Genomic DNA, 18,826 nt, shown 5'->3' on the forward strand with positions numbered 1-18,826 from the left:
GCTACTGTTACCTGTAATTAGTCTTGCGTTGTTTTCAGGCATTATTTGCTGGTTTCAGTGGCATAGTGTTAGTGATAAATAAGTTCGCGATCAACTGAGCCGAGGTTTTAGATGAAACGATTAAAAGTGCGTATGGAGAGTCCAGAGCGGTTAGTGTGTGGTGTTGCTGCAGGCATGGCGTGGAAATTTGATTGGTCTTGTTTTTGGACTCGTGCGGTGTGGGCTGGTGCAGTTGTATTTATGCCGGGTGTAAGTTTGCTAATTTACTTTGTTTTAGCATTGTTAGTTGACCAATGGAAAAAACCAGCCTAAGCATGCAGTGATGGCTGGTGTTGATGAGCTAATAAGTGGCTTGTTTTGATTTAAAATGATGTAGTTAAACCTATCAAGAAGAGGGCACTTTGACCCTCATGCGAAAATGTATGTGCATACTGCCTTGCAGACTACTTTTTCAAAAAAGCCTGAAATCTGCTTTTGGCTTCATCACTTTTTAGCCTAGCGCTAAATTGTTCAAGTTCTTGGTGCATTTGGTGTTGTACACGATTTTTATGCGGACGCATTAATTGACGTGTGATTTGTAGTGCTTGTGGCGGTTGATTGGCCAATTTTTTTGCCTGAGATAATGCATAACTGAGTAAATCTTCATGGGCCACAATTTCGTTGATCATATTGAGTCTATGGGCCGTCTCGGCATTAAAACTTTCACCAAGTAGCAGTAACTCAGCCGCTTTTTGATAACCAATGAGTTCAGGTAAGAGTAGGCTAGCCCCCGCTTCCGGCACGAGAGCCAAGTTGACGAAGGGAAGTTGAAATTTCGCCGTGTTGTCAGCGTATACCAGATCGCAATGTAGCAGTACGGTTGTCCCTATACCGACGGCGGCACCAGAAACAGCAGCCACCAGAGGTTTTTTGAGTTCGAGCAGACAAAATAAGAAACGTACTGCGGGATGATTTGGCCCTAAGTCACTATTTTTCAAAAAGTCAGCAACATCATTGCCTGAGGTGAAACAATTATCTTGGCCATGGAGCATAAAGGCACGAATGTCGTTGTCTGCTTCACCTTCGATCAGGTATTCTGTCAGTTGTTTATACATATTAAGATCAAGTGCATTGCGTTTATCCGGGCGATTAAAGCTAATAATACGCACGCCCTGATCATCCTGAACCTGTATATGACTCATGGGTTGTTTCCTTTACGACGACATTGGGTAGACATGGAGTTTAAGACATTGAAACCAATATTCAAACAGCTGTTTAATTGTCTAGTTTTATCTTGTGCATCATTTTCAGCGTTGGCGAACGTAGTCATGACTGAAGGTCATGTACGCGCCATGCCTGAGACAGTACCAAATACTGCCGCTTACTTTACGCTTGAAAACCACACAGATAAAGCGATTCGTCTTATCGGTGTCAGTACGACTGTGGCAAAGGATGCCCAATTACACACGATTATCGAAGACCAAGGCATGGTGAAGATGCGCCATGTTGAAGGTTTTGACATCCCCTCCCATGGCACATTAACGTTAACGCCGTCAGGGGATCACGTCATGTTGCTTGGCTTAAAAGCGCCATTGGTGTTAGAGCAACAAGTTGAACTGCAATTAGAGTTTGACGGTGGCGAGAAAATGGCAATTACCCTGCCTGTTAGTAAAGCAGCAGAAAACGCCGCAGAGCAAGAGCATCATCACCATCATTAAGGAGTCGCTTGATGCAAATTACATGGAAAAAAGTTACCGGGGTCGGTTTATTTTTAGTATTAATCGGTTATGGCGTGAGTGTATGGTGGAGTATCGAACCGGATCCGATTAGCCCTCAACAATTAACAGCATCCAATAAGAATATTGTTGGATACGCTACTACTACATCGCTAATCCTCACAGTCGAAAATTTACTCGATAAACAAGGTGGTTGGTTATCAAACGATGTGATGCCACCTTCCATCTTCATGGATAACATGCCCGCATTTGAATATGGTGCTTTGGAGCAAGCCCGTGATTTAGCCTTGATTATGCGTAAAGAGTTTAGCCGCTCACAGTCACAATCTGCGGCGGACAAAGATTTAGGCGAAGCCCAATCTAAGCTCAATATTGACCACACTAGCTGGTTAGTACCCAGTGCCGAAAGCGAATATCGCGATGCAATCAAATTGCTGAAGCTTTATCGTGCTCGCATGATGGACCCTAATAATCAAGATGCACAGTTTTATGCCCGTGCTGACAACCTTAATGAATGGTTGAAAGAAGTGCAGAAACGTCTGGGCAGTATGTCGCAGCGTTTATCTGCCAGCGTTGGCCAAGAGCGCTTAAATACAGACCTAGCTGGTGACAATTCGGCGCGTCAATCAACCCCAAATTTGACCAGCCATCAGGTAAAAACCAGTTGGTGGAAAATTGATGATGTCTTCTATGAGAGCCGTGGTGCTTCATGGGCGTTGTTGAACTTTATGCGCGCAGTTGAAGTTGACTTTGCTGACGTATTGAAGAAGAAAAATGCTGAAGTGAGCCTAAGACAGATCATTCGTGAACTGGAAGCGACTCAGCAAACTGTCTGGAGCCCTGTTGTGCTGAATGGCAGCGGTTTTGGCTTAGTCGCTAATCATTCATTGGTTATGGCTAACTATGTATCCCGTGCGAATGCCGCGGTGATTGATTTAACGAACTTGCTATCTCAAGGTTAATTATGAAAAAAACTCTCCTCGCCAGTGCGGTATTAGGATTCTGTATGGCCTCATCTGCCCAAGCGGCCACTGTGGTCGGTTTCACAATTGGTGGTGACTACTGGCGCGCCGATACTAGTGGTACTTTTGCCGATAAAGGCCAACCACAACAAACATTTGATTATAGTTCATCGGCTCAAGGTAGCTACTGGATTGCGGTTGAGCATCCATTGCCATTTGTCCCTAACATTAAAATCCGTGAAAATAGCCTAGATCAGAAAGGCAGCATGTCGGATGCTGATTTCAACTTCAATGGGCATGATTTTAAAGGCAATGTTACTGCTTATACTGATTTGAGCAACACAGATTTCGTGCTGTATTACGAAATATTGGATAACGACATAGTGTCATTGGACCTTGGTGCTGCATACAAGTTAATGAATGGTTCACTGCGCGTGCAAGATCCTGGTCACCCTGAAGAGAAAGATGTCGATAGCGGTATTGTGATGGGTTACGCCAGTACGCATGTAGGTATGCCTGGCTTAGGCTTGTACGGTTTTGCTGATTTGATGCAGGGCGTCAATGAGTCAAGCGTGCACGACTATGCTATTGGTTTAGGTTGGCAATTTGATGGTTTGGCCGTTGATACCCGTGTACGTGTAGGCTATCGTGAATTTTTATTCGATGTGAGTAATTTCTCGGGTGTGAGTGCTGATACTAAATTTAAAGGTTATTTTGCGGGTGTTGAAATCAACTTCTAATTTTGTTGATTTTTAACTTTTAAGCATAAAAAAACCGCCAAATGGCGGTTTTTTATATTTAATGACTGAGAGCGTTGTTACTGTGCAATCAAGCCATTATTGATGGCGATAACATCATCTTCATTCAATGTACCCGCAGCTTGCTTTAGTGCAACAACTGAGTTGATGTAGCTATAGCGCGCATCGGATAATTTACGTTTTGAGTCGTACAAGTCACGGGTACGGTTCAAAACATCAACGATAGTACGAGTACCCACTTCGAAACCCGCTTGAGTGGCTTTTAGGGCACTTTCTGATGAAATAACCGATTGCTCATAAGCTTTGATTGAGCTGATAGAAGCGCCTACGTTGTTGTAGTTATTACGAACGTTTTTCACTACACCACGGTAAATTTGCTCAAGCTTTTCACTTGCTTCAACATACTGGAATTGTGCTTCATTAACTTGTGAGCTGACTTTAAAACCTTCGAAAATCGGAATGCTTAAGTTGACACCAACGCTGACATTATCAAAATCAGGTTCGTTGAGATTACCCATTTTTTGCTCAAGACCTTTGTTGTAACCGGCATTTAAGCTTAAAGACGGCATGTGGCCAGCTTGATAAAGCTTAATGGTCTCTTGGGCAATATCTTTACCAATACGTTGAGTCATTAAATCAACACTATTGGTTTCAGCAATTTTTAACCATTCGCTAGATGACGTTGGCGCTGGCGTAACGGCTGAGAAACGGTTGGTATCTAGCACATTAATCGTCTTGTGATCGATGCCGGTGATTTCACGTAAGGCTTCATAACTATTGGCGAGCGTGTTTTCGGCTAAAATTTCAGTGGCTGAGGCTAAGTCATATTGCGCTTGAGCTTCATGCACATCGGTAATCGCGGTTAAACCCACTGCGAAACGTTGTTTAGTTTGTTCAAGTTGACGCTCGATTGCGCGTTTTTCTGCACCTTGGAACTCGTAGTTGTCTTTCGCCGTTAATACATCGAAATAGGCTTTAGTGATACGAGTAATCAAGTTTTGTAATGCTGAAGCATAAGCGGAATCAGCTTGAGAAGCGGCTTTCTCAGCAAGACTTAAACCAACCCAAGCACTGTGATCATAGATGACTTGATTTAATTTCAGGCTACCTACTAGACCACTTGCATCATCCTTCGGATCATTCCAAGCTTTGTCATAACCGACGTTTGCACTAATGGTTGGCAACAGCGGAGCGCGGTTTTGCTCGATTTTCTCAAACAAACCATTACGCTGGGCTTGGGCTTGCAATACGAGCGGGTCGCTGGTCAGTGCTTGCTGATAAATTTGCAACAAATCATCTGCTTGCACCGCTGAAGCGGAAGCCGCAAGTGTTAATGCTGCGCATAAATTATGGATCTTAAATTTCATTTGCTGTCCTTATTAGACAAAATCCCCCCACGGAGGAATATTTTAACTTCGTTTAGACTAAGTAATGCCTTTACCAAGGCGGTTTGCGCTTCCCGACGCTTCCCGATACAGCTAAAACTTAATGACCTAGAGTCTAAGAACTCTGACACTTTCAAGTCAAATTCGAAGTGTAACAGATTTTATTTTAAAAATGTGCTCAAATTGCCTTGATTGTAGGCGCAAATTTAACTTTTAAGGATAGAGTATGAAACCCCCTGTTTTTTCGCAAACGGATATTGAGATCTTAGGAAAAAAATCCCTTTATCAAGGGTTTTTCTCAATGGACGAATACACTTTCAAGCATAAATTATTCGCTGGTGGCTGGAGTAAGCCTGTCACTCGCGAAGTGTTTGAACGGGGTCATGCTGTGGTCGTTCTGCCCTATGATGCCAAGCAAGATAAAGTCGTACTTATTGAACAGGTACGTTTTCCTGCATTAGCAACCGCTAAATCTCCTTGGCTTCTTGAGTTAGTCGCGGGTATGATTGCGCCCGCAGAAACGCCTCTGGATGTTGCACACCGCGAATTAATGGAAGAAACAGGCTTAATGGCTAAGCAAATACACAGTGTAAATAGCTATTTAGCGAGCCCCGGTGGTAGTACAGAACGTTTCTATTTCTATTGGGCTGATGTCGATTCAAACGACGCCCGTGGATTGCATGGATTAGCTGAAGAGCACGAAGATATTCGATTGCATGTCATGAGCCGCGAGCAAGCTTATGAGCGAGTGGTTGCGGGCGAGATTGATAATGCGTCGACCGTTATTGGATTACAATGGTTACAATTAAACTATCAGCAACTGGTTTAAGTTGGGATGAATTTGGCTACTTCGAGTCTAAAACGGCGCTATAAACCCAACGTCAGTGATTTTTTAGCACTGTGCGGGCGTAATTATGGCTACATGTTGAAATGGTTACCGTTAGAGATAGCTATCGGTGAGTCATGGCGACTCGAAGGTGAGTTTGGTATATTAGTAGTGCGAATTTTAGAAAATACCAAATATACTCAGCTAGTTGAGATATCTCGTCCCATCGAAATCAAGGAGTTTATCAATACTCCCAAGGTGTTAGTGAGAATTTATCACGATGCTAAATTAGCAGAAGTGTTAACTGGCCAACAGATTTACCAATTACGCCCAGTGTATGATTATCCCAATGTACGCATGTATCAAAGTGATGAAAAGTACCAGGTGAATGCATTCCTGGAAGAGTTATTAAAGATTGGTTACCAACACAGTGTCGTGTGCCAGTCTTAGAATTGGGTATTCAATGTGCTGAAAGAGGCTGTCTCTTACTCCATAGCTGAAGGGGAAAGCGTGCGTATCGTGCAAGTCACAGATCCGCATCTTTTTGCCGATCCTGAAGCTCAGCTATTAGGAGTTAATACTAGCAAAAGTTTTGCTGCCGTATTAAATACGATTAGAGCTGTGGACTATCCTGCTCACTTGATGCTCGCCACAGGCGATTTGAGTCAAGACTATTCGGCTGAGTCCTATCAGCAATTTGTGAAAGCAGTCACCCCCGTTGGCTTACCTTGCCATTATCTTCCTGGAAATCATGACGATCCACGAATCATGTATCTGCACATGCAGGGTGAACAGATTTTTGGGCAGCAGCGTATTCTGGCGGGAAACTGGCAAATCCTCATGTTAGATTCAACCGTGCGGGGAAAGCCTGGCGGCAATATGGCCGAGACTCAGTTCGAATTAATTGATGAAGCCATTGCCGCACATCCTGAATGCCATACTTTACTGGTGATGCATCACAATCCCATCGTTGTGAATTGTACTTGGCTGGATCAGCACTGCATGGACAATGGCGCCGAGTTTATCGCGCGAGTGGCAAAGTATCCGCAGGTCAAAGGATTGCTCTGGGGACATGTGCACCAATGTATTGATACCCATCATAATGGGCCCCATGGCACGTTGCAGTTGATGGCGACACCTTCCACTTGTATTCAATTTAAGCCGTTATCGCCTTATTTTGCCTTGGATGGCGTTCAACCGGGTTATCGTTTGCTGGAGTTGAAAGCCGATGGTAGCATCAATACTAAAGTGTATCGCGTACCGGGTAACCATTTTTCCCCCGACAACAACTCTAGCGGTTATTAACGCGAATAGCCGCAGCCTGAGGAAATATGCTGCTTTATATTCACGGTTTTAATAGCTCTCCATTTTCAGATAAAGCTGTGATGACGGCTAAGTACATGGCGCTGCATCACCCTAGTGTGGCCTTCCATCAGCCCCAATTGCCTAATACACCTAAGGCTGTGATGGTGCTCTTAACCGCTTATGTTGAGGCGGCGATTGATGCCAAAGAGCCATTAGCTTATATAGGCTCATCTTTAGGTGGGTATTTCGCCAGCTATTTAGCCGAAACCTATGGTGGCAAAGCGGTGTTAGTTAATCCTGCGGTAAAACCCTTTGAGTTGTTCGATGAGTTTATGGGGCCGCAATTCAATCCTTACACTGAACAGCATTATCTTGTCTTACCTGAGCATAAGTCTGAAGTCGCTGAATTTAATACGGCTGTGATCCGCAATCCGGATCGTTTTTTGGTATTATTGCAGACAGGTGATGATGTGCTGGATTATCGCGAAGCGGTCAATAAGTATCATCACTGTCAATTGCGAGTTGAAGCGGGTGGTGATCACAGCTTTGTTGGTTATGAGTCGCATCTGCAAACTGTAAGCCAATTTTTACACTTACCTTGACAAACTGACATGCCGAGCCGCAACATGGCCGGATATAACAACCTATAGCGTGCCCTATGACAAATCAATACACCTCTGACGCCATTGAAGTTCTCAACGGACTCGATCCTGTTAAACGCCGTCCAGGTATGTATACCGACACCTCCAGACCTAACCATTTGGGCCAAGAGGTCATAGATAACAGTGTCGATGAGGCATTGGCAGGTCACGCGACAAAAATTGAAGTTGTTCTACATACAGATAACTCCCTCGAAGTCACTGATGATGGACGTGGTATGCCAGTGGATATCCACCCAGAAGAAGGCATTCCTGGGGTTGAGTTAATTCTGACCAAATTGCATGCTGGCGGTAAATTTTCGAATAAAAACTACCAGTTCTCCGGTGGTTTACACGGTGTCGGTATCTCGGTGGTTAACGCTTTGTCGCGCCGTGTCGAAGTCACGGTTCGCCGTGATGGCCAAGTGTATGACATCGCTTTTGAAAATGGCTTTAAAGTTGAAGATTTACGCCCAACAGGGACCTGTGGCCGTCGTAATACGGGGACTCGAGTGCATTTTTGGCCCGATGCGAGCTATTTTGATTCGGCTAATTTCTCAAATTCAAAACTGATTTATCTGCTTCGTGCTAAAGCGGTACTGTGCCCAGGTTTACGGATTAAATTCACCAATAAACAGACAAATGAAGTTCATGAATGGTTCTATGAAAGCGGCCTAACTGATTATTTAAAGGCGGCTATCGGTGACAATTTAAGATTGCCCGAAGAGCCGTTTGTGGGTTGCTTTAAAGGTCAACTAGAAGCCGCAGATTGGGCCATTACTTGGTTGCCTGAAGGCGGTGAATCCATTGGCGAGAGTTATGTTAATTTAATTCCGACTCCACTCGGTGGTACCCATGTGAATGGTTTCCGCCAAGGTTTATTGGAATCGATGCGGGAGTTCTGTGAGTTCAGAAATTTAATCCCCCGTGGTATTAAACTTTCACCCGAAGATATCTGGGATCGCGCCGCGTTTATATTGTCGGTGAAGATGCAAGAACCGCAATTCGCTGGTCAAACAAAAGAAAAGCTTTCTAGTCGCCAATGCGCTGCTTTTGTGTCTGGCGTTGTGCGTGACGCATTCTCACTCTGGTTGAACTCAAATACCGAGTTAGCTGAATCCTTAGCCGAAATGTGCATTAATAATGCCCAGAGTCGTTTAAAGGCCGCCAAAAAAGTGGCCCGCAAAAAGGTGACTTCGGGACCTGCACTGCCGGGTAAGCTGACAGACTGTAGTGGCCAAGATCCGATGCGCGGAGAGTTATTCCTCGTGGAAGGGGATTCTGCGGGTGGCAGTGCTAAACAGGCCCGCGATCGTGAGTTTCAAGCCATCATGCCGCTGCGTGGCAAAATCTTGAATACCTGGGAAGTCGATGCTTCGCAGGTGTTAGCTTCACAGGAAGTCCATGATATTTCGGTCGCGATTGGTTGCGATCCCGATAGCAGCGATATCTCTGAATTACGTTATGGCAAGATTTGTATCCTTGCGGATGCCGACTCAGACGGACTGCACATTGCTACCTTGTTATGCGCGCTATTTTTGAAGCATTACCGTATCTTAGTTGAGCAGGGTCATGTGTATATTGCTATGCCGCCGTTGTTCCGTATTGATATCGGCAAAGAGGTTTATTACGCCTTAGATGAGGCAGAAAGAGCGGGTATTTTAGACCGTATTGCCGCTGAGAATAAAAAGGGTAAGGTACAAGTCACCCGCTTTAAGGGCTTGGGTGAGATGAATCCTTTACAACTTCGTGAAACAACGATGGATCCAAACACCCGTCGTTTAGTACAGTTGACGATAGATGACATCGAAGAAACGGATGCTTTGATGGATATGTTGCTCGCTAAGAAGCGTTCGCCGGACCGTAAAAACTGGCTTGAAGATAAGGGTGACATGGCTTTACTTTAATGTTGTGCACTATTGCCGATAACAATAAAACATAGGCATAAAGAAAATTACAATGTTGTATATTAAAACTAATAATTATAATTGCTTAAAGGTGTTTTCTGCCGGTTTTACGCTCTTAGCGAGTGTGACGTTATTGCTCTGCAATAGCGCCTTTGCGGGTTCCCAATCGATCATGATTACCGTCGCTAAGGGGTTTGGTTTATCGCTTTATGCCTCGGATATTGGCGATGCTAAGCAGATGGCGATGGGGGCTAATGGCACTTTATTTGTCGGTTCCAATAAGAGCGGCACTATCCATGCTCTCGTTGATAGTAATCAAGATGGTCGTGTCGATAAGCGCTATGTGATAGCCAAAGGGCTTGAATCACCCGATGCGATTGCATTCCACAATGGTGACTTGTTTGTCGCCACTGAAAATCAAATAGTGCGCTTTGTTGATATTGAGCAAAGATTGCGCCGCCCGAGTCGACCCAAAGAGATTTACAGTGACTTGCCTTACTCAGAGAAGAAAAGTTCTCGGGCAATTAATTTTGGCCCAGATGGCCGTTTATATGTGTCTATTGGTGCGCCCTGTAACGTCTGTGAAGCGCCAGTGCCTTACAGTAGTATCATAGCGATCAATGTTGATACAGGCGCGAGTGAGCAGATTGCGGCTGGTGTGCGTGATGCAAGTGGATTTGATTGGTCGCCAATAGACAAAAAATTATGGTTTGCCGATCAAGGCCGTGATTGGATGGGGGACAACTTACCACCCGATGAGATTAACCGCATCGATGTGATAGGGAGTCATTATGGCTTCCCTTATTTACATGCCAGTAGTGTTGTCGAACCCGCCTATGAAAAACCGAAAAATTTAAAAATCACTCTGCCAATGTATGAGTTGCCAGCCCATGTTGCACCCACGGGACTTGCATTTTATCGCGGCAGTCAATTTCCCGATATTTACCATAATCAGTTGTTTGTCGCCGAAAATGGCTCGTGGAATCGTTCGAGTAAAGTTGGCTATCAAGTGGTGATGTTGAAGATTGAAGATCAAAAAGTGGTGAGTCGTGAAACGGTTGTTAGTTTCCTTGACGGTGAATTTCCCGTTGCTCGACCCTTTGCGCTGTTATCGGCATCCGATGGTGCTATGTACATCTCCGATGATTTAAAAGGTAACGTGTATCGCTTGTTTTATAAGGGCGATAGTACTGAAGAAACACAGGAACTAGAAGAAAATGAGTGACGCTATCAAGTTAAGTCTCGATGGGGTAGAGCAAATGCCATTGCGGCGCTTTACCGAAGAGGCTTATCTGAACTATTCCATGTACGTCATTATGGACCGAGCCCTGCCACACATTGGTGATGGACTTAAACCGGTACAGCGTCGAATTATCTATGCGATGAGTGAGTTAGGTTTATCGGCTCAATCTAAGCATAAAAAGTCGGCCCGTACGGTTGGTGACGTATTAGGTAAATACCATCCTCACGGCGATAGTGCCTGTTATGAGGCTATGGTATTGATGGCGCAGCCATTTTCATATCGCTACCCGTTAGTCGATGGCCAAGGTAACTGGGGTGCCCCCGATGATCCTAAGTCATTTGCGGCTATGCGTTATACCGAAGCACGTCTCTCTAAATTCTCTGAAGTGTTACTCAGTGAACTGGGACAAGGTACGGTTGAATGGGGTGCTAACTTCGATGGCACTTTGAAGGAACCTAAAGTACTGCCTGCACGTTTACCGCATATCTTACTCAATGGTATTACTGGTATTGCCGTAGGTATGGCGACGGATATTCCGCCGCATAACGTGAGAGAATTAGTCTCCGCCTGCGTAGCATTGCTCGATGATCCTAAGCTTGAACTCGAGCAATTGATGGCCTTTGTACCAGGCCCTGATTATCCAACTGAAGCCGAGATTATTACCCCGTCTGCCGATATTGCAAAAATTTATGAGTCGGGCCGTGGGTCATTAAGAGCACGTGCGGTTTACACTGTCGATGGCGGTGAAATCATCATCACGGCGCTGCCGCATCAAGCCAGTAGCGGTAAAATCTTAGAGCAAATCGCCGGTCAAATGCAGGCGAAGAAATTGCCTATGGTGGCCGATTTACGCGATGAGTCGGATCATGAAAACCCTGTGCGTCTTGTGGTGGTGCCGCGCTCCAATCGCGTTGATTGCGATCAACTGATGGCGCATTTGTTTGCCACTACAGATTTAGAAAAGAGCTTTAGAGTTAACTTAAACGTGCTGGGTCTCGATGGACGTCCGCGAGTTAAAGGGTTGAAAACCTTATTAACTGAGTGGTTAGAGTTCCGCGTTGATACGGTTAAACGTCGTTTAGAATATCGTTTAGACAAGGTGGTATCGCGGTTACATATACTCGAAGCCCTAATGATCGCTTTCCTCAACATTGATGAAGTGATCGAGATTATTCGTTTTCACGATGATCCTAAAGCCGAGTTGATGGCCCGTTTTTCACTCAGTGATAAACAAGCCGAATCGATCCTCGAGTTAAAGTTACGGCATTTAGCTAAGTTAGAAGAATTTAAGATTACGGCCGAACAAAATGAGCTTGAAGCCGAACGCGAAAAACTGGAGCAGTTATTGGGCTCAGAGCGTCGCTTGAAGACGTTGATCAAGAAAGAATTAATTCAAGATGCCGAAACCTATGGCGATAATCGTCGCTCGCCAATCGTATTGCGTAATGAGTCCAAAGCATTAACTGAACAAGAGTTAACACCGACAGAAGCCGTGACTGTTGTCTTATCTGAAAAAGGTTGGGTGCGTTGTGCTAAGGGCCACGATATCGATCCTTTGTCGCTCTCCTATAAGTCTGGCGACCAATATCTATGTAGCGCGATGGGACGTAGTAATCAGGCCGCAGTGTTTATTGATTCGTCTGGGCGGGCTTTTGCGACGGATAGCCATACTCTGCCATCGGCCCGTAGCCAAGGTGAGCCTATTACGACTCGCTTCAATATGGCACCTGGCGAAACCATGCAGCATGTGTTGATGGGTGAAGAAGACCAATGTTACTTGTTAGCAACGGATGCGGGTTACGGTTTTATTTGTTCATACAACGATATGGTGTCGCGCAATAAAGCGGGTAAAGCCTTGCTGAGTCTACCAACAAACGCTAAATCATTAACGCCTAAGTTGATCGACCGCACTAAAGAAATGTCACTGCTAGCGATTACAAACGAAGGGCGGATGTTACTGTTTTCGCTAGAAGCGTTACCGCAATTATCCAAGGGTAAAGGTAATAAAATTATTGGCATACCAACCGAAAGAGCCAAGAGTCGCGATGAACTTATGACACATTTACAATTAGTGCCGAGTGATACGCCGGTTACCTTGTGGGCAGGTAAGCGCAAGCTCACACTGAAGCCAAGCGATCTTGAGCATTATCGAGGTGAACGTGGTCGTCGTGGTGCAAAATTGCCTAGAGGATTACAACGTGTCGATAGCGTTGAATTAGGTGACGGTGGTGATGCTTTAGCGAGCATCTAATGCTTTGTAATGGCTTCAATGCTATAAAGAATTAAATGGGTTAACTAAAACCACCTCAGTTTGGCTTAGGTGGTTTTTTATTTTTTGCGTTTTGGATTAGATTATGAGACATAAAAAAACCTACTGTATTACTACAGTAGGTTTCTATTATCTCTTAGGTAAGAGATTAGAAGTCGTAACGTACGCCTACAGAGAATACGTTGTCATCTTGTAGATCTGTTTTAGCATTAGCAACAGTAAAATCACCACGGTACATAGCGTATTGACCATAGATCATAGTTGATTTCGCTAAGCGATAATCAGCACCAATGTTGAAGTTTTGGAAATTGATGTCATCAGCACCTTTTACGCCGCCCAGTTTAGTGTAAGCGCCACCTAAACCAGCTTCATCAATGCCGTATTCAGCCTTCAGGTTTACACCGTTCAGATCATAAGAAACGTTAACAAAGTAAGTGTTACCTTCGATGTCATTGTTCACAACATCTTCAGAGTTTTGGAATAAACCACCAACTTTGAATTGACCGAATTTTGCTTGGCCAACTAAACGGTATGCATCAACACCAGCAATGCCTTTGTTATAGGCTACTGCAGCATAGTAATTCTGCTCTTTAAACTTGCTGTCACCTAGAGTTGCGCTTAATGCATATAGGCTTTCAGAAGTCTTAGCTGTAGTGTCGTTATCATCAAATTGATAGTTAGCGTTTAATGTCACTAAGCCTGCAATTTTTGGTGAATAGTACCAAGCACCATCGGCAGTACGAGTTTGGGCACTGACTAAACGGTCGATATCGGCGTTAGTGTTACCGAAAATATCCACAGCACCTTCGGCTTGTTTGAATACTGAGTCATTACGACCCACTAACACAGTACCAGCGTTAGTTTTTAAACCTAAGAAAGTGTTACGTGCTTTGAAAACATCACCTGCACCAGAAGTGTTTTCAACTTGGAATTCCATTTGGTAGATAACGTCAAAGCCATCAGCAATTTTTTCTGAACCTTTAACACCTAATAGAGAGAAGTTGTTTTCTAAATAAGTACCTGCGTTATTCTCATCGGCATAGTTTGCTTCTAAGCCGTTAGTACCTGATTGTAGAGTGGCACCTGTGTCAGTATGGGTTAGAGCAAGCTCTAAACGACCATAGAAGCTTGGGCCTTCGGCTAGCGCACCGAATGAAGCCAATGCCAATACTGATGCAACTGATGCAGAGATGAATGTCTTTTTCATGTTTTGTGCTCCCTCGAACCTAAGTTCTTATCCATTTTTCATGGTTTTTGTGTGGTTTAACGCATTTGCTACCTGAGTCGGTAACAAAGTTGCCGCCGATTTTTACAGTTTTACGACTCGCAGGCTGTGGCGCAGATCATGTTTTTGGCTCTCCTTGCCTATATTCGGGCCATTTCTGGGATCTTTCCTTATATCTTGACTGCAAATTTACCTGAAAGGGGTAAAACTCTATTTTTCACTTACTACTTAAGTGGTAGGTAAGGCGGATTGCCTTAGATAGTGCGTCGGCGAGGGTAACTGTAGCATATACTAATGCTGTAGCAAGTCTGTCATATTGGTTATAGATTTGTGTTTGGGGGCGATATCTAAGCAGAAAAAGCGGCCGAAGCCGCTTTTTTATCAATAAATAACCTTGGGGTTAGTTGATTAATCTATTTAAAAATCAACGCGTAAACCGACAGTAAAGATGTTGTCATTCAGGTCTTGCTTTACATCGGCCAACATAAGATCACCATCGAAGCGTGTGTAGTGACCATAGACCATAGTCTTAGTGCTCAGGCGGTAATCAGCTCCCACACTGAACTGTTGTAGGTCAACATCGCTGACTTGTTCTAAACCGCTGTTGCCTTGGTCACCAACATAACGGCTCACGTACTTGCCTAGACCTGAGTCATCTTTGCCGTACATCATCTTTAGTTTTAAGTCGCCAATTAAGTAGGCTGCGTTGACAAAATAGGTATCGCCTGAGAGATTGGCAAACTTATCATCTACATGCTCACTGTGTTGATATAAGGCACCTAAGATTACGTCACCGAATTTAGCTTGGGCCACACCACGATAGGCTTCAACGTTATCAATACCATCACTATAGGCGGCAGCGACATAGTAGTTTTGTGCTTTAAAGGCTTTATCCCCTAAGGTGGCGCTCAGAGCATACATTTGATCTTTGCTATACACGTCGTTGCCATTGCTATCCACTTGGTCATAGTTATCACTCATCAGATAAGTGGCATTAAGCGTCACGAGATCGGCAATTTTAGGTGAATAGTAAGAAATGCCATCGGCGGAGCGTGTTTGGCCTGCAACCAGTAAGTCGATATCAGCATTGGTATTACCGAAAAGATCGAAGCTTCCTTCAGCTGCTTTAAATACGGTATCGTTACGACCCACTAAAGCCGTACCTGCGGCACTTCTGATACCTAGGAATGTATTACGGGCATTGAAGGTTTTATTTGAGTTATCAAAGTTTTCGACACCAAATTCCATTTGATAAATGATGTCAAAGTAAGGGCTTACAGCTTCAGAACCTTTTACGCCTAACCAAGAGAAGTTGTTTTCAAGAACAGTGCCCTCCTTTTGGTTTTGAGTTGCATAACCTGTGTCTGAATTGGTAATGGCAAGATCAGCATGACCATAGAATTCAGGGCCATCGGCGAGTGCTGTGAATGAATAGAGTGTGAGGCTAGAAATAATAGCCGTCGTCAGTAGATTCTTTTTCATCTTCATTTTCCTGTGCTTATCGCTGTTATATGCATTGATAACTTCAGTATCTATGCATGCTGTTGAGCTTTTATGCGGCAAAGTCTGCACAGACTTGAAATGATAAAGTGTGATCTTGATCAAGTTTCATATAAAGGATGGCTTATTCAACATATTGTTTTACAAGTGAAATACATGTTTTTATTAAGTCGATTACCAAATGACTCGGTGGTAAATGATGGGCCTTTGCTTTTATTACACTCATTTAGTATTCGTATCCCTTTGCATCTAGTGTTTGGTGGCTGAGGATCTGATTTCGGTTTATGTCGATATCGTTTAGAATCCACGGCACATTTCTGGTGTTGCTTTTAAGCTGTCCCAGCTGGTATCTACTGGATGCTAGTGCAAGCGCTCCTGCTGTTATTGGGTAATATAAGGTAAGTATTTATGACTGAGGCCTATCAAAATCGATTTGGCGGAATTGGCCGTTTGTATGGACAAAAGGCGTTGGCTAAATTTGCCACATCCCATGTGATGGTAATTGGTATTGGTGGCGTCGGTACTTGGGCGGCTGAAGCCTTAGCGCGGAGCGGCATAGGGCAGATAAGCTTGATAGATTTAGATGATATCTGTGTCACTAATACTAACCGACAAATACATGCTCTTAGCTCCACCATCGGCGGTTCTAAAGTTGCTGTGATGGCGCAACGGATACGTGAAATTAATCCTGATTGCCAAGTGAATGAAATTGAAGATTTTATTACATTGGATAATCTAGGCGAGTATTTACTTGGAGCTAAAGAGGGCGGCAATATTGATTATGTTATTGATTGTATTGATGCCGTTAAGCAGAAGGCTGCGCTAATTGCTTGGTGTAAACGTCAAAAAATTAAGATAGTGACAGTGGGTGGTGCGGGTGGACAGACAGATCCGACGCAAATTCAGTTAACTGATCTCGCTAAAACCTACCAAGATCCTTTGCTAGCCAAAGTGCGTAATATTTTGCGCCGCGAGTATAACTTCTCTAAAAACGTGCAACGCCGGTTTGCTATCGATGCTGTTTTTTCCAGTGAGCAGTTAGTGTATCCCCAAGCCGATGGCTCAGTGTGCGGTACTAAAGCGGCGGCTGATGGCAGCATGAGGATGGATTGTGCTTCTGGTTTTGGGGCTGTGACTATGGTCACTGGGACATTTGGTTTTGTGGCGGCAAGTCGCGTATTAGCGCGATTGGCACAGCAGGCTCAAGAGGCGGTTTAAACTCTTAACCTAGATTCAGCCAAGATATCACCGCTTTCAAGGGCGGTGATACCCCTTCAATATTATGTAATTTCATTAGGTTATAGTTAGATATAAAAATCTTGTTGATTATTGACTGGTTCACATTGAGTGTATGGAAATTTAATATCAAATTGTGGGCCGCCTAGTTTTGAGTCTGCGCGATAACTCATAGTGCCTTTCAACAGTGTTGCGGCATTAAAGGCCGCTGATAATCCTAAGCCAGTACCACCTTTATTACGATTTGTAGTAAAGAAGGGTTCGAACATGTGCTCAGCAACATCTGCTGGAATGGCTAAGCCATTATTTTGAATGCTGATTTGAATTGATTCTTCATCCAAAGTCGCATTAATGTGGATAAGATTGTCTTCATGTCCTTGGAATGCATGGGTAAAGGCGTTCGAGAGAATATTACTAACAATTTGATTTAACAAACTGATATTGGTTTTGATATTGAGTGTAGGCTCCACGTTGATCTCCGTTGAGGCGTTAACATTGGGATGCATAATTAATGTCGACTCTAGGATTTCATGTAGCTGCTGGTTTAGATTACAGCATTGGTGTTCTTCATGACTGCGATCGATGGCGATCGTTTTAAATTTTTGAATTAAGCTACTGGCTTTAGTGATATTACGGACAATGAGTTCACAGCTTTCTTGGTACTCATTAAGTATTTCATTTATCTCATCTAATGTAGCTTGATCGCTGTGGATCAGGTCGATCAGTTCTTCAATATGGCTGAGCTGCGCACTCGCCGCCGTCAAACAAATGCCAATTGGGGTGTTTATCTCATGGGCAACCCCTGACACGAGTCCACCTAAGGCCGCCATTTTTTCTTGCTCAACTAAAACCTGTTGTGCTCGTTTTAGTGCGCTAAGGGATTGTTCTAACTCTAGTGTTCTTTCTTTAACTTGTCTTGCTAGCTCTTCTTTATAGCTACGTTCGAGCTTGAGTAGCCGCTCTCTATCTTCTAAGGCTATTTGCAGTTCCGTCTTAGAATTCTTTAAGGCGCTAAATGAGCTTCTAAGTTGTACTTGCATGCTATTGATGGAATCGGCGACTTGTTTGAATTCATCAATTTTTTCATGACGGTCAAATTGTAGTGGCTCATATTCATGGTCTATGTCGATATTTTTGCAGTATTGGCTGAGTTTATCTAAGTGTTTAGTAATGTTGAACCACACTAAAAATAGAATAAAGCCAGCCACTAAGAAGGTTTTAATGCCATTAGAAAGCAGAATGATAATGGCCTTATCATACAAGCGTTGATAGATAGCATCGACATCGACTTGTATTTCGAGTGTGCCGACATTGATGTTTTCAGTCGGTGATTTATAGACTAAAGGAAAGGTTTTATCTAAGGAGTGTTCTTGTTTCTGCTCGCCTGCATTCCATGCTTGGCCGCTGTCATCTTTAATCGAAATATAGTTAATATCGGGCAGCTGAATTAGCCCATTGAGCTGAGTGTTAATGAGCCGCTCGTCAATAACCCAAATACTGGCGGCGAGCACATCTAAGTTCACCTTTTCCATGTTGGAAAATACTCTATCGATACGTACTACATCATTGCGATAATCACTGATCAACTGATATGCAGTGGTGATTAAGGTGATAACAGAACTAAAAAGTACAATAGACAGGGTAAGGTGCCTGCCTATGGGGCTTTTGATAAGTTGGCTAAAGAATGTCAGCATCTTAAATTTTCTTTATGCAATAGCGGCTTGAGATGCTTATAAGCATAGACCTACAGATCCAGAAAGTGCATTTTCTCGCAGATAAAATCAACGAAATATGTCTTCATTTGTGGCATTGAATTTGCTTGTTAGCCGATAAGTTCAATTTTTTGTCACTGGGATA

General features: G+C 43.8%; 17 protein-coding genes. 12 read left to right on the forward strand and 5 right to left on the reverse strand.

Annotated features, from left to right (window positions below):
* Positions 1 to 111 precede the first annotated feature (111 nt).
* Positions 112 to 312 carry a PspC domain-containing protein gene (locus HUB64_RS13600; protein ID WP_113941528.1) on the forward strand — a complete coding sequence of 67 codons (201 nt, stop codon included), beginning with the start codon at positions 112 to 114 and terminating at the stop codon, positions 310 to 312.
* Between the two features lie 131 nt (positions 313 to 443).
* Here HUB64_RS13600 and HUB64_RS13605 read toward each other — a convergent pair whose 3' ends face one another.
* On the reverse strand, positions 444 to 1,181 hold the full coding sequence (locus HUB64_RS13605; protein WP_028761866.1) for an enoyl-CoA hydratase: 738 nt from the start codon (positions 1,179 to 1,181) through the stop codon (positions 444 to 446).
* Positions 1,182 to 1,214: 33 nt separating this feature from the next.
* Here HUB64_RS13605 and HUB64_RS13610 point away from each other — a divergent pair, with 33 nt between their 5' ends.
* The 3 genes from HUB64_RS13610 to HUB64_RS13620 are packed head-to-tail and all read left to right on the forward strand — an operon-like array spanning position 1,215 to position 3,417.
* Positions 1,215 to 1,697, forward strand: a complete 483-nt coding sequence (locus HUB64_RS13610) for a copper chaperone PCu(A)C (protein WP_173497180.1) — start codon at positions 1,215 to 1,217, stop codon at positions 1,695 to 1,697.
* 11 nt (positions 1,698 to 1,708) lie between these two features.
* The gene (locus HUB64_RS13615) at positions 1,709 to 2,677 is read left to right on the forward strand and encodes a DUF2333 family protein (RefSeq protein ID WP_105251468.1); all 969 of its coding nucleotides are present in this window, start codon (positions 1,709 to 1,711) and stop codon (positions 2,675 to 2,677) included.
* A 2-nt stretch (positions 2,678 to 2,679) separates the two neighbouring features.
* Positions 2,680 to 3,417: a TIGR04219 family outer membrane beta-barrel protein gene (locus tag HUB64_RS13620; RefSeq protein ID WP_173497181.1), complete on the forward strand. Its 738-nt coding sequence runs from the start codon at positions 2,680 to 2,682 to the stop codon at positions 3,415 to 3,417.
* A gap of 77 nt (positions 3,418 to 3,494) precedes the next feature.
* Here HUB64_RS13620 and tolC read toward each other — a convergent pair whose 3' ends face one another.
* Positions 3,495 to 4,802 carry an outer membrane channel protein TolC gene (gene tolC, locus HUB64_RS13625; RefSeq protein ID WP_105251469.1) on the reverse strand — a complete coding sequence of 436 codons (1,308 nt, stop codon included), beginning with the start codon at positions 4,800 to 4,802 and terminating at the stop codon, positions 3,495 to 3,497.
* Positions 4,803 to 5,046: 244 nt separating this feature from the next.
* Here tolC and nudF point away from each other — a divergent pair, with 244 nt between their 5' ends.
* The 7 genes from nudF to parC are packed head-to-tail and all read left to right on the forward strand — an operon-like array spanning position 5,047 to position 12,990.
* Entirely contained in the window at positions 5,047 to 5,649 is a 603-nt protein-coding gene (gene nudF / locus HUB64_RS13630; RefSeq protein WP_028759445.1) for an ADP-ribose diphosphatase, read from the forward strand.
* Between the two features lie 6 nt (positions 5,650 to 5,655).
* Positions 5,656 to 6,096: a DUF1249 domain-containing protein gene (locus HUB64_RS13635; protein WP_105251470.1), complete on the forward strand. Its 441-nt coding sequence runs from the start codon at positions 5,656 to 5,658 to the stop codon at positions 6,094 to 6,096.
* Between the two features lie 15 nt (positions 6,097 to 6,111).
* Positions 6,112 to 6,951, forward strand: coding sequence for a 3',5'-cyclic-AMP phosphodiesterase (cpdA, locus tag HUB64_RS13640; protein ID WP_105251471.1), 840 nt, complete (start codon positions 6,112 to 6,114; stop codon positions 6,949 to 6,951).
* Positions 6,952 to 6,977: 26 nt separating this feature from the next.
* Positions 6,978 to 7,553 (forward strand): YqiA/YcfP family alpha/beta fold hydrolase, encoded by a 576-nt coding sequence (locus HUB64_RS13645; protein ID WP_173497182.1) that lies wholly within the window; start codon positions 6,978 to 6,980, stop codon positions 7,551 to 7,553.
* A gap of 56 nt (positions 7,554 to 7,609) precedes the next feature.
* Entirely contained in the window at positions 7,610 to 9,496 is a 1,887-nt protein-coding gene (parE, locus tag HUB64_RS13650) for a DNA topoisomerase IV subunit B (RefSeq protein ID WP_105251473.1), read from the forward strand.
* Between the two features lie 52 nt (positions 9,497 to 9,548).
* Positions 9,549 to 10,721, forward strand: a complete 1,173-nt coding sequence (locus HUB64_RS13655; protein ID WP_105251474.1) for a sorbosone dehydrogenase family protein — start codon at positions 9,549 to 9,551, stop codon at positions 10,719 to 10,721.
* Positions 10,714 to 12,990 carry a DNA topoisomerase IV subunit A gene (gene parC, locus HUB64_RS13660; RefSeq protein WP_105251475.1) on the forward strand — a complete coding sequence of 759 codons (2,277 nt, stop codon included), beginning with the start codon at positions 10,714 to 10,716 and terminating at the stop codon, positions 12,988 to 12,990. Before HUB64_RS13655 ends, parC begins: the two co-directional genes overlap by 8 nt.
* Before the next feature lie 166 nt (positions 12,991 to 13,156).
* Here parC and HUB64_RS13665 read toward each other — a convergent pair whose 3' ends face one another.
* Both HUB64_RS13665 and HUB64_RS13670 read right to left on the reverse strand, forming a co-directional pair.
* Complete coding sequence (locus HUB64_RS13665) at positions 13,157 to 14,215, reverse strand: porin (RefSeq protein WP_105251476.1); 1,059 nt, start codon at positions 14,213 to 14,215, stop codon at positions 13,157 to 13,159.
* A gap of 435 nt (positions 14,216 to 14,650) precedes the next feature.
* Entirely contained in the window at positions 14,651 to 15,715 is a 1,065-nt protein-coding gene (locus HUB64_RS13670; RefSeq protein WP_173246856.1) for a porin, read from the reverse strand.
* A gap of 426 nt (positions 15,716 to 16,141) precedes the next feature.
* Here HUB64_RS13670 and tcdA point away from each other — a divergent pair, with 426 nt between their 5' ends.
* On the forward strand, positions 16,142 to 16,951 hold the full coding sequence (gene tcdA, locus HUB64_RS13675) for a tRNA cyclic N6-threonylcarbamoyladenosine(37) synthase TcdA (protein WP_131524107.1): 810 nt from the start codon (positions 16,142 to 16,144) through the stop codon (positions 16,949 to 16,951).
* Between the two features lie 86 nt (positions 16,952 to 17,037).
* On the opposite strand, the gene HUB64_RS13680 is transcribed toward tcdA, so the two are convergent.
* The gene (locus HUB64_RS13680) at positions 17,038 to 18,663 is read right to left on the reverse strand and encodes an ATP-binding protein (RefSeq protein ID WP_168826667.1); all 1,626 of its coding nucleotides are present in this window, start codon (positions 18,661 to 18,663) and stop codon (positions 17,038 to 17,040) included.
* Between the last annotated feature and the right edge of the window lie 163 nt (positions 18,664 to 18,826).

This window comes from Shewanella sp. ISTPL2, from assembly GCF_013283205.1.
GTDB classification, from domain to species: domain Bacteria; phylum Pseudomonadota; class Gammaproteobacteria; order Enterobacterales; family Shewanellaceae; genus Shewanella; species Shewanella oncorhynchi.